General features: G+C 34.1%; 12 protein-coding genes. 5 read left to right on the top strand and 7 right to left on the bottom strand.

Going from position 1 to position 11,447, the window contains the following annotated elements; translation table 11 throughout:
- Nucleotides 1–26: 26 nt before the first annotated feature.
- Both MR053_RS07455 and MR053_RS07460 read right to left on the bottom strand, forming a co-directional pair.
- Entirely contained in the window at nucleotides 27–1,151 is a 1,125-nt protein-coding gene (locus MR053_RS07455) for a chorismate-binding protein (RefSeq protein ID WP_242131842.1), read from the bottom strand.
- Nucleotides 1,151–1,576 carry a PaaI family thioesterase gene (locus tag MR053_RS07460; protein ID WP_242131843.1) on the bottom strand — a complete coding sequence of 142 codons (426 nt, stop codon included), beginning with the start codon at nucleotides 1,574–1,576 and terminating at the stop codon, nucleotides 1,151–1,153. The genes MR053_RS07455 and MR053_RS07460 overlap by 1 nt, the downstream gene beginning before the upstream one ends.
- Before the next feature lie 102 nt (nucleotides 1,577–1,678).
- Between MR053_RS07460 and MR053_RS07465 the strand changes: the two genes are divergently transcribed.
- A complete protein-coding gene (locus MR053_RS07465; protein ID WP_242131844.1) occupies nucleotides 1,679–2,251 on the top strand; it encodes a GNAT family N-acetyltransferase in 573 nt (190 codons plus the stop codon).
- 6 nt (nucleotides 2,252–2,257) lie between these two features.
- On the opposite strand, the gene MR053_RS07470 is transcribed toward MR053_RS07465, so the two are convergent.
- Complete coding sequence (locus tag MR053_RS07470; protein ID WP_242131845.1) at nucleotides 2,258–2,647, bottom strand: gamma-glutamylcyclotransferase family protein; 390 nt, start codon at nucleotides 2,645–2,647, stop codon at nucleotides 2,258–2,260.
- A 292-nt stretch (nucleotides 2,648–2,939) separates the two neighbouring features.
- Here MR053_RS07470 and clpB point away from each other — a divergent pair, with 292 nt between their 5' ends.
- The 4 genes from clpB to deoD all read left to right on the top strand — a co-directional run bounded on the left by clpB (nucleotide 2,940) and on the right by deoD (nucleotide 8,144).
- A complete protein-coding gene (gene clpB / locus MR053_RS07475; protein ID WP_242131846.1) occupies nucleotides 2,940–5,543 on the top strand; it encodes an ATP-dependent chaperone ClpB in 2,604 nt (867 codons plus the stop codon).
- 362 nt (nucleotides 5,544–5,905) lie between these two features.
- A complete protein-coding gene (gene deoC / locus MR053_RS07480; protein WP_242131847.1) occupies nucleotides 5,906–6,568 on the top strand; it encodes a deoxyribose-phosphate aldolase in 663 nt (220 codons plus the stop codon).
- 169 nt (nucleotides 6,569–6,737) lie between these two features.
- A complete protein-coding gene (deoC, locus tag MR053_RS07485) occupies nucleotides 6,738–7,406 on the top strand; it encodes a deoxyribose-phosphate aldolase (RefSeq protein ID WP_242131848.1) in 669 nt (222 codons plus the stop codon).
- Between the two features lie 39 nt (nucleotides 7,407–7,445).
- Nucleotides 7,446–8,144, top strand: a complete 699-nt coding sequence (deoD, locus tag MR053_RS07490) for a purine-nucleoside phosphorylase (protein ID WP_242131849.1) — start codon at nucleotides 7,446–7,448, stop codon at nucleotides 8,142–8,144.
- Between the two features lie 94 nt (nucleotides 8,145–8,238).
- Here the strand turns inward: deoD and MR053_RS07495 are convergent, their stop codons facing one another.
- Genes MR053_RS07495 through pxpA form a run of 4 tightly spaced genes read right to left on the bottom strand, consistent with a single transcriptional unit; the run spans nucleotide 8,239 to nucleotide 11,345 of the window.
- Nucleotides 8,239–8,979, bottom strand: coding sequence for a DUF6503 family protein (locus MR053_RS07495; protein ID WP_242131850.1), 741 nt, complete (start codon nucleotides 8,977–8,979; stop codon nucleotides 8,239–8,241).
- Between the two features lie 50 nt (nucleotides 8,980–9,029).
- Nucleotides 9,030–9,881 carry a 5-oxoprolinase subunit C family protein gene (locus MR053_RS07500; RefSeq protein ID WP_242131851.1) on the bottom strand — a complete coding sequence of 284 codons (852 nt, stop codon included), beginning with the start codon at nucleotides 9,879–9,881 and terminating at the stop codon, nucleotides 9,030–9,032.
- A complete protein-coding gene (gene pxpB, locus MR053_RS07505; RefSeq protein ID WP_242131852.1) occupies nucleotides 9,874–10,608 on the bottom strand; it encodes a 5-oxoprolinase subunit PxpB in 735 nt (244 codons plus the stop codon). Before pxpB ends, MR053_RS07500 begins: the two co-directional genes overlap by 8 nt.
- Nucleotides 10,605–11,345: a 5-oxoprolinase subunit PxpA gene (gene pxpA, locus MR053_RS07510; RefSeq protein WP_242131853.1), complete on the bottom strand. Its 741-nt coding sequence runs from the start codon at nucleotides 11,343–11,345 to the stop codon at nucleotides 10,605–10,607. Before pxpA ends, pxpB begins: the two co-directional genes overlap by 4 nt.
- Nucleotides 11,346–11,447: the final 102 nt, after the last annotated feature.

Genomic DNA, 11,447 nt, shown 5'->3' on the forward strand with positions numbered 1-11,447 from the left:
ATAAGAAATAGACATAAATTAAGTAACTATAACACAGTTTTAATTACCATGGCCTTTGACACCGTTTCTTCCCATTCACTTTCTGGGCTGGACAATTTTGTAATGCCCCCTCCAACATAAATTAGAGCATTGCTATCCTTAAGTTGCATGCATCGTAAATTAACATAAAGTTGAATAGTATATTTTTTTTCTGCATAAGCCCTTATCTCTATATTATTTTTTCCAGCTCTTGGTTGTCTGTACATTTCAAAATTTAATTCCCCTAAAAATCCAGTATAAAACTCTCGGTTATAATTTTCATTCTTCAAGATAAAGGCTTTGGCATCTGGCTTAGGCACTCCACAAACAGCAGGTGTTGGGTGTAGTTTCCTTAAAAACTGTTTAAGATTTATGTCTTTTAGGTTTAAGGTTCCAGTAATAGTCGATTTTAAGTGTAATAAATTACCTGACTTCACTGTTTCTGAATTGGATACCGAAATATTAATAACATATGTTTTTATGTTTTCTGTAATAAAATCGGTTACATATTGTTGCTCTTCAATTTCCTTATTTTGCCAAACAATATTCTTCACTCCTTTATATTGCTGTGTTCCTGCCAAAGCCATTACAGAAAATTTCTGATTTTCTATTTTTATAAGGGTTTCTGGTGTGGCACCCAGCCATAATCCTACCTGAGGGTGATACCAACAATAAACAAACCCTTTGACATAAGTGCTCAATAGTTTTTTAAAAATGGTAAAAGGATTTGGATTGATTAACTTATGGACCTCCTTTCGAGACAAAACGACTTTCCTTAGAATCCCCTTTTTAATTTCTTTAACACCCTTTTTTACAATTGCAATGTGATGTTGCTGTTCTTTTTCTTCGATATCCTTTAATAAAGATATAACTCCTTTTTCCTTATTGGTAAAGTGAAAATTATCAAGTGATATAATTTCGCAAGCCTCGAGTGGTATTAAAATGGTTTTGTCAATATCGTCAAAAGGAGAAAAAACAAAACCTTTTTCAGTAAAATCATTGGCATAATACAACTCATCAGAATTCTGTAAGATAGAATAAATCGTGTTTTCATTAGGTTTTCTGTAAACCACAAAAGGAAGCTTGCGTTCGAAGTGTGCTTGTAAACGTTCAAAAAAAAGAGCTGTTGTCATTACTTAGTTCTGGGGAGAGAAATAGTGGTTAATTTACATAAAGAAATAAGATTATCGTTATCGTCTGTTACACGAATGTCCAATAATTGCGTGGTTTTACCTTTATGAACAAATGTCGCCCTTGCATAAACAAAACCTTCCTTAATACTCTTTAAATGATTAGCTGTTATTTCAATACCTCGAACAAAATACTTTTCAATATCTATAAATATATGTGTTGCAAAACTACCAACACTTTCAGCTAAAGCCACTGTAGCTCCACCATGCAAGATGCCATCTGGTTGATATACTCTTGATGTAACAGGCATACGTGCCACCAAAAAATCTTCACCAAAATCTACAACCTCAATGTTTAAGGTTTCCATTAATGTATTTTTACAAGCGGCATTGGCTTGTTGCAAAACCATTTCTTTTGTTAGTTGCATTTAAACCGTTTTTGTGTTGGGTAAAAATACAAAATACACCCTGACTAGTTAATAAATAAGTATAACTAATTTATATTTGTGCTACGCTGTAAATAAAACACCATGCTAGCTCCTACTTTAGAAAACAATCATGCAAGACTTTCACCCTTGGGGTTGAACAATTACAAGCGTTTATTACATATTGCACAAGAGAAGGATTTAATCCAATTTTCACCTAGTAAAATTGATACTCCAGATGCTCTTAAAGATTACGTACAAGTAGCTGTTGATGGCCTTTACCATAAAACAACAATTCCATTTATAATTTATGACAAACAAAAAAAAGCCTATGCAGGAAGCACTCGATTTGGCCATATAAACTGGATAAATAAGGTGTTACACATAGGATGGACTTGGCTTGGACGTGAATTTCAAGGAACTGGACTCAATAAGCAAATAAAATTTTTAATGCTACAATTTGCTTTTGATAAGTTAAATTTTGACAAAGTAGAATTTCGTGTAGATGAACGTAACCTACAATCCCGAAAGGCTATTGAAAAACTGGGCGCCACCCTGGAAGGCATATTGCGAAAAGACACTATAATGATTGACGGTTATAAACGCAATACATGTTGTTATGGTATTTTAAAAGAGGAATGGGAAGACATTAAAAATAATATTTTTAAAAACTTTTAATTCCTTTCAATATTCAGGGTTTAAAAAATCCCCCGAAAAAATTTGCTTCAAATTGGCTACAGACTGATTATACAAATAAATCCAACAATTATGTGGGGTTTTGTTTTTAGAGTAAACATCAAGTAAACACCTTATATATAATTGTTCATCAATACCTTCGAAATCATCCAAAGTCTCAAAAAGTGTTGTTTCATCTAAAATTTTATAAATATGACCAAAAACCTTATCATCCTTATTAATACTTACTATAGCACCCGGATACCAATCTATTAGATATAATTTTCCATAGAAATATCCTTTACTAACAAACTTGGCGTATTGCAATAAAAACCGAGACATGTCATTATTGGCATTACTTAATAATGTACCATATACAAACAGATAGCTATACTTCATAACCTTATAATTTAAATAAAATTTTTCAATTCAACCTCCAGAATTTGACCATGCGATACATGGAACTGTTGTATTACCATCTTTAATAACCAAAATCTGTGGAGATTCATGTATAACAATAAATTCATGTAGGTTAATTTTGTTCATTTTCAAGAATAAATCGTAAAAATATCCATAGCTTACAAACTGACCAAAAGTCAGCAATAATCACCTATTTACAGACATTTTGTCTGCTAAAGTATAGTGGTAAGGTTATTGAAATATAAGCAATAAAGAACCTAAAAATAATATTATGAACTTAAATAATTTCACAATAAAATCTCAAGAAGCCATACAGCAAGCTCAACAAATTGCACAGGGCTTTGGACACCAACAAGTTGAAAATGAGCATCTCTTTAAAGGTATTTTTGAAGTGGACGAAAATGTATTACCTTTTATTTTAAAAAAGTTAAATGTAAATATAGTCATACTTCAACAGGTATTGGATAAACAATTACAAAGTTTTTCTAAAGTGTCTGGAGGTGAACTTATGTTGTCCCGGGAAACGGGCAAAACATTAAATGAAGCCTCAATTATTGCTAAAAAAATGAAAGACGACTATGTATCTATCGAACATTTAATTTTAGCAGTATTTAAATCTAACAGCAAGATATCACAAATATTAAAAGACCTAGGTGTTACTGAAAAAGCCTTAAATTCAAGTATCAATGAACTTAGACAGGGTGATCGCGTTACATCACAAAGTCAGGAAGACACTTATAATTCTCTTAAAAAATATGCTAAAAATTTAAATCAATTAGCTAAGGATGGAAAATTAGATCCTGTAATTGGTCGCGATGAAGAAATAAGAAGGATCCTTCAGATCTTATCCCGTCGTACCAAAAATAACCCCATTTTGGTGGGTGAACCTGGTACTGGTAAAACGGCGATTGCAGAAGGGTTGGCCCATAGGATTGTAGATGGCGACGTTCCTGAAAACTTAAAGGAAAAACAAATATTCGCTTTAGATATGGGTGCTCTAATTGCTGGTGCCAAATACAAAGGGGAATTTGAGGAACGTTTAAAAGCAGTAATCAAGGAAGTAACCACCAGCGAAGGCGATATAGTACTCTTTATTGATGAAATACATACTTTGGTAGGTGCAGGTGGTGGACAAGGCGCTATGGATGCCGCAAATATTCTAAAACCTGCCTTGGCACGGGGAGAACTTAGAGCCATTGGTGCTACCACTTTGGATGAATACCAAAAGTATTTTGAGAAAGATAAAGCACTGGAACGTCGCTTTCAAAAAGTAATGGTTGATGAACCCGATACCGAAAGTTCTATCTCCATTTTACGTGGCATAAAAGAAAAATACGAAACACACCATAAAGTACGTATTAAGGATGAGGCCATTATTGGGGCTGTAGAACTATCGCAACGCTACATAACCAATCGCTTTTTGCCCGATAAGGCCATCGATTTAATGGATGAAGCCGCTTCCAAACTGCGTATGGAAATTAACTCCAAACCAGAAGAACTGGATGTTTTGGACAGGAAAATCATGCAGTTGGAAATTGAGATTGAGGCCATAAAACGGGAGAAAGATGAAGCCAAATTAAAAATATTACGTTCCGATTTAGCGAATTTCAAAGAACATCGCAACGAAATAAACGCCAAGTGGAAAAGTGAAAAGGAAGTTGTAGATAACATTCAGAATACAAAACAAGATATTGAGAACTATAAATTAGAAGCCGAAAAAGCAGAACGAGAAGGCGATTATGGCAAAGTGGCTGAATTGCGTTATGGCAAAATCAAGGAAGCCCAAGAGCAATTAGAAACTCTTCAAAAACAACTTCAGGAGCAATCTGAAAATGCTTTGATTAAAGAAGAAGTCACTTATGATGATATTGCCGAAGTCGTAGCCAAATGGACAGGCGTTCCTGTTACCAAAATGTTACAGAGCGAACGTGACAAATTATTAAAACTGGAAGATGAATTGCACAAACGCGTAGTGGGACAAGAGGAAGCCATTGAAGCCGTTAGTGATGCTGTGAGAAGAAGTCGTGCGGGCTTACAAAACCCAAAAAAACCAATAGGAACATTCTTGTTTTTAGGAACAACTGGGGTAGGAAAGACTGAATTGGCTAAAGCTTTGGCCGAATACTTATTTGATGACGAAAATGCTATGACCCGAATTGATATGAGTGAATATCAAGAACGTCATGCCATAAGCAGATTGGTGGGAGCTCCTCCGGGATATATAGGTTACGATGAAGGCGGTCAACTTACAGAGGCCGTTAGACGCAAACCTTATTCGGTAGTGCTATTGGATGAAATTGAAAAGGCTCATCCGGATACCTTTAATATTTTATTGCAAGTTTTGGATGAAGGCCATTTAACCGATAATAAAGGTCGGGTTGCTGATTTCAAAAACACAATAATTATTATGACTTCAAACATTGGAAGCCATTTAATACAAGAGCGTTTTGAAGCCACAAAAGATATTGAGTCAGCTATAGAATCTGCTAAAGTTGATGTGTTAGGATTATTAAAGCAAAGCGTAAGACCAGAGTTTTTAAACCGTATAGACGATATTATTATGTTTACACCGCTTACCAAAGCAAATATTATAGATATTGTGGGCTTACAGCTTAAACAAATAACTAAAATAATAAGCCAACAAGGCATTACCTTTGATGCCACAACAGAGGCTATTGCTTACTTAGCCGATAAAGGGTATAACCCAGAATATGGTGCACGTCCTGTAAAACGTGTTTTACAAAAGGAAGTGCTAAACGCATTGAGTAAAGAGATATTATCCGGAAAAGTAACAACGGATAGCATAATATTATTGGATGCTTTTGATGATCACTTGGTGTTTAGAAACCAAAGTGACTTGGTTACCAAAGTATAATAGTTTTTAAGTCTGTAACAAAAAACTCAAAGTACAGTCTATTAATTGATTGGTTAGTTTGAAAAGTAGCGTAAATTTTTAATAATACAAACGCTGCTTTTCTTTTTTTATCGATAAACAAATTAATATTTTCGATAAAATACACATAACCTTGACCAACTGCAATATTTTGAAAACAAACAAGTTAAACGGTAGTCATGAAAATAATCGATAAACAGCATACCTTCTGCACTTGCAACAGCAATTTGTTTTATTAACTTAGCTCTAACGTAAAGCTCAAAGCTCTACATCTCCCTCCAAATTGTTAAACCGTTTATACATCATTCTATAGATGATATAAACAAAAAACCTACTTAATAGCAATGAATATATTTAAGCACATTGATTATTCTCTTTTGAAATCTACAACTACAGAACGGGAAATTATTGATTTTTGCCATGATGCCAAGGACAACCAATTAAACAGCGTATGTGTAAACAGTTCATATGTCGCCTTGGCAAAACAACTACTTAACAACACAAGCGTAAAAATATGTACTGTTGTTGGTTTTCCACTAGGTGCCATGTCAACCGAAGCCAAAGTCTATGAGGCCCAAAAAGCTATAAAAGACGGTGCCGATGAAATTGATATGGTCATGAATTTAGGCTATTTAAAAAGCAAGAATTATGTTTCGGTTTTAAAAGACATCACAGATGTTAAACTTGCCATTGGAACAGTACCTTTAAAAGTAGTTTTGGAAATTTCAGAACTCAATAAAAATGAAATCATAAAAGCTTGTGAAATTTGCTTGGACACCAACATAGATTATATAAAAACCTCAAGTGGTTTTACCAAAAGTGGTGCGACATTAACCTGTATCAAAATGATAAAAAAAACCGTTAAAAACAGAATAAAAATTATCGCTTCTGGTGGAATAAACAGCTTGGAAACGGCTAAGAAATACCTAGAAACCGGTGCTCATCGTGTTGATACTTCAAATCTGTTAAAAGTTGAGATTGACAATCTTTCTCATTCATACTCGTAGATCTAGTCATCACCCTAAGATAAGTACAAATGCCAATTCTATTAAAAGCTAATTGAATTGGCATTTATTTTTTACATTATACTACATTGTTAATAATTGTTAATACCTTTGGGTAATTACACCAATGCAAGTAGCTTTCCGTTACTTTGTGTTTTTAATTCTAATTTACTTGAAACAACTCAATGATTATATAGACCATACGCTTTTAAAAGCCACTGCCACTAAAGAAGATATTATTGAGCTTTGTGAGGAAGCCAAGCGTTTTAAATTTTATTCGGTATGTGTTAACAGCAGTTATGTTAGCATGGCTAAAGAACAGCTTAAAAATTCAGATGTAAAAGTTTGCAGTGTTATAGGTTTCCCTTTGGGAGCCATGACAACCAAAGCCAAAGTTTACGAAGCCCAAAACGCCTTAAAAAATGGCGCCGATGAGATTGATATGGTTATGAATATCGGTTTTTTAAAAAGCAAAGATTTTGATGGTGTAAGAAATGATATTGAAGGAGTAAAACAAAAGATGCCCAATAACATTTTGAAAGTCATTCTAGAAACCTGTTATCTCGATGAATCAGAAATAATTAAAGCTAGTGAGTTAGCCATTCAAAGTGGTGCCGACTTCATAAAGACTTCAACAGGCTTTGGACCTGGAGGTGCTAGAATTGAAGATGTAAAATTAATGTTGGAATTGGCAGAATCCAGTCCTGTTAAAGTCAAGGCCTCTGGGGGAATTAAAGATACCAATACAGCTTTGGAATACATAAACTTAGGGGTTAGCAGAATTGGCACCTCATCTGGTATTGCTATTATTTCCGGAACACCCCCAACCTCACATTATTAATATTACTTGAAACGTTATACCTGAAATCAAAAACCAACTATGAGTGTACATATTGAAGCAAAAAAAGGTGATATTGCTGAGACTATTCTATTACCCGGAGACCCATTACGAGCCAAATGGATTGCTGAAACCTTTTTTGAAAATGCCGTTTGCTTTAACACAATTAGGGGCATGCTTGGTTATACCGGAACATATAATGGCAAAACAGTTTCTGTAATGGGTACTGGTATGGGTGTTCCTTCCATTTCAATTTATGCCCATGAACTCATTACTGAATATGATGTTAAAAATTTAATACGTGTTGGTAGTGCTGGTTCATATCAAAAACAAATAAAAATCAGGGATATTGTATTGGCTATGGCCGCTTCATCAAATTCGGGCGTTAACGAATTACGCTTTGGAGGTGCCGATTACGCTCCTACAGCAAACTTTGAACTCTTTCAAAAAGCGGTTGAGGCAGCAAAGCGAAAACAAATTGATATTAAAGCCGGTAATGTATTTACTTCTGATGAGTTTTATGCCGATGATTTCGAATCCTATAAAAAATGGTCAAAATTTGGGGTGCTATGTGTAGAAATGGAAACTGCGGGATTATATACAGTTGCAGCAAAGCATAATGTAAATGCCCTTTCTGTTTTAACGATTTCAGATTCATTGGTTACAGGTGAACGATGTACAAGCAAAGAACGTGAAACCACCTTTAAGGAAATGATCGAAATTGCACTAGAACTAGCATAATTTTCAATGGTCTGAATTTATAGTAATATTCCATTAAAACACATAATATACAAAGGCATTGCTTGGTATTTAGCTTACACATGAGATCCTTTAATCAATTCACTAAAATATTCTTTAACTCTATTTTTGAAAGCAGTTCCAATTGACCTTGCTGAAACAAACGGTCCATTATTTCAACTCCATCCACGTTTGTTCTAGGCTTATAGTTATTATAATCTACAAACCGAATACCATCTATAAAACGCTCGTTATAAGCTTCTCTAAAACGATATCCTATTTCATCCGTCTCGGCATAAGAATACGCTATATAATCTGCTTTATAAGTATTTATATTTATCCAATAAACAAAAACATCATCAAAATCCTCACCACCACCCTCTTTATCAAAAGTGACCCTTATCTTGTGATATTCAGAATCATTAACTGTTGTTTTTCCTAAATACATTTTATTTACTGCAGCATCATTCAACCTATACGGTAATACAGAAAAATAATGAACTGCATTTACAGAAGATTTGTATTTTAATGCCATTGTATCGTGCAAGACAATCCTTTTTCCATTAATAAATCTCGTTAAATCACCTTGGCTATCCAAAGCATCCACAATGGTGTCTGATTCATTTATAGTAGTGCGCGTTAATAAAAAATAACCATTGTCCCTAATAGCCTCATAATGTCTATCTCTAAAATCGAAAGCTATGTTAGAATGCTGGAAACGTTCTCCTCCAGAGACTTCAATCGATTTATTTACAATCACATTGGCATCAGGTAATTTATCCTCTTTGCAAGCTATAAATGAAAATACTAAAACTAAAAAACCAACTGTTTTATTCATATCACACGTATTGGGTACTTAAAAATGCCTCTTGAAAAACAATGAAAAGCTTACATTTTTATCAATTTAAAGACAACAGGTTCCCCTGTCAACTTTTGACTTAATATTTCTATAGCCGATGCTTTCAACTGCAAAACCCTTGGATATCCACCCGTGGTTTGACAGTCCCTCATTAAAACTATTAATTGCCCGGAAGGGGTTAACTGTACGGTTCCTGGAAGCACTGGTGATGTTGTAATGGGCTCTAACATATTCTCAAGAAGTTCCTCTAACTGATAGGCCATTCTATTATTGTTTTTTGAAACAGTATAAATCTTAGTTAACAATACCTTCTGTTGACTTTCAGTAAGTTTATCAAACTCTGGACCTATAAAAACAGGAAGATTTTTTTCTGTTAAATAGCTAGTGTTAACCCGCAACACCGCATGGTGGTTTTTGGTTGGCGATGTCATAGCTTCTATCTCCAGTTCGTCACCTTTAACAATAGAAGTGTTTGTCGTAACTCCCTTGTACATACTATAGCTATCCATAACATATTCGGTTTGAAAACCTCCAAAAACAGCCAAATATGCACGGTAGCCGTTAATAAGCTTTCCAAAACTTAAAATGTCCCCAGCTTTTACTGCTATAGCTTTATTGTTTTTAATTGTGCTTCCATTTAATGTTGGATTTATTTCGGCTCCAGAAACACAAAACATGGTTGAAACACAAAATTCCAAGGTTGGCCCCGTCATGGTTATTTCTAGCACAGGAGCTTCTTTAGGGTTTCCTAGTAATGTGTTAGCCATAGTACAAGCATAACGATCCATAACACCTGAATATGGCACTCCATAATCTTGATAACCATATCGACCAAAATCCTGAATGGTAGAATAAAAACCAGATTGCAACACCTTAATCATATAGCACCTCACTTTCTAAAAAATAGACCCCTTCATCTACAAGAATTTTAATATCACTATATTCCTTGAGGCTAACTGAAACAAACTGTACTTTGTCACCCGCTTTAACAAAACAGGGTTTTGATTTCGAGGCGTCAAAAAAACTAATAGGTGTATTACCTACAATATGCCAACCACCAGGACTTTCAGATGGATAAACCCCTGTTTGCATACCACCTATAGCCACCGCTCCTTTTTTAACACGTAATCGTGGCTTAGGTTTTCTTGGTACATACAGTCTTTCATCCATCCCTCCTAAATATAAAAAGCCTGGTAAAAAACCTATAAAGTAAACAGTGTATGCAGCTTTGGTATGGCACTCTATAATCTGTTCAAAAGTCATATTTTTTGTTGTTGAAAGCACTTTTAAATCAATACCAAATACTGCATCGTAACAAACAGGTACCTTCCAAATTTTTAAGCTTAATTTACCTTCAATTTTATTGGATTCATAAAGCTTTTGAAGGATAACTATTTCTTTGCCAAAATCAAAATCAACAAACTCATAATTAATTAATAATGAATTATATGCGTGGTTTATGTAAACTGATAAATCAACATAGTGTTCAATAATTTTCTGTTTAAAACTTAAAAGATCATTTAAAATTTTTTCATCAATAACCGCTGGCCATTCAATAAGTATGGCCTGTTGCCCAAAACGCTTGTATGATAAATGATATGATATCAAAAAATTTGAATCTGCTGGTTTTCTAATCTACTTCTTAAACTTTTTAATAATTGAACGGCTTTTGGGTTATCACCATGCACACAAAATGTATGAGCTTGTATGGGGACTAGTTTCCCTGAAACAGTCTTTACTTTTTTATGCTTTACTATCCCATAAACATGATCAAATAATGCTTCTTCATCATTAATTAATGCATTTGTCTCTTTTCTGGATACTAAACTTAAATCATCATTATAATTTCTGTCTGCAAAAGCTTCGTAGATAATAGGTATATGGTTTTTAATAGCCAATTCTGCAATTACCGACTTATAAGGCACATATAGATATACTGGGAAAGCAAAACCTTTTAAAAGCTCAATAATAACCTTGGCTATATTTTTATCCTTTGCAGCTAGATTATAAAGTGCACCATGGGGTTTAATATGGTGCAAGCTCATGTGAGCTTCATCTAAATGACTAATTAATTGACAAACTTGCTCTTCGATTGATTTAAACAAAGCTGTATAAGGTAAATCCATTACTGCCCTTCCAAAATTTTCTTTGTCTGGAAACGAGGGATGTGCACCTATTTTAACACCATGTTCATTAGCCAATTCTATAACTTTTATCATGGTATCATTATTCCCTGCATGGCCACCACAGGCTATATTACAGGACGATAAAAGTGGCATTAATTGGGCTTCATTATCAATGCCCTCACCTACATCAGCATTAATATCAATGATTAGATTATTCAAAGGTCTTAATATTGGTTATTGACAACTAAGTTAATAAGTTATTAGATACTGACATATTCTATGGTCAAAAGATTAGTGGAAATTGAATGACTGATTGCCGTT

The sequence above is a fragment of the Aestuariivivens marinum genome (assembly GCF_022662175.1).
Lineage (GTDB): Bacteria > Bacteroidota > Bacteroidia > Flavobacteriales > Flavobacteriaceae > Aestuariivivens > Aestuariivivens marinum.

What these genes read in the sequence shown, in the direction of transcription:
- MR053_RS07455 (WP_242131842.1), bottom strand. Translation starts at nt 1,151, where the DNA reads ATGACAACAGCTCTTTTTTTTGAACGTTTACAAGCACACTTCGAACGC.
- MR053_RS07460 (WP_242131843.1), bottom strand. Translation starts at nt 1,576, where the DNA reads ATGCAACTAACAAAAGAAATGGTTTTGCAACAAGCCAATGCCGCTTGT.
- MR053_RS07465 (WP_242131844.1), top strand. Translation starts at nt 1,679, where the DNA reads ATGCTAGCTCCTACTTTAGAAAACAATCATGCAAGACTTTCACCCTTG.
- MR053_RS07470 (WP_242131845.1), bottom strand. Translation starts at nt 2,647, where the DNA reads ATGAAGTATAGCTATCTGTTTGTATATGGTACATTATTAAGTAATGCC.
- clpB (WP_242131846.1), top strand. Translation starts at nt 2,940, where the DNA reads ATGAACTTAAATAATTTCACAATAAAATCTCAAGAAGCCATACAGCAA.
- deoC (WP_242131847.1), top strand. Translation starts at nt 5,906, where the DNA reads ATGAATATATTTAAGCACATTGATTATTCTCTTTTGAAATCTACAACT.
- deoD (WP_242131849.1), top strand. Translation starts at nt 7,446, where the DNA reads ATGAGTGTACATATTGAAGCAAAAAAAGGTGATATTGCTGAGACTATT.
- MR053_RS07495 (WP_242131850.1), bottom strand. Translation starts at nt 8,979, where the DNA reads ATGAATAAAACAGTTGGTTTTTTAGTTTTAGTATTTTCATTTATAGCT.
- MR053_RS07500 (WP_242131851.1), bottom strand. Translation starts at nt 9,881, where the DNA reads ATGATTAAGGTGTTGCAATCTGGTTTTTATTCTACCATTCAGGATTTT.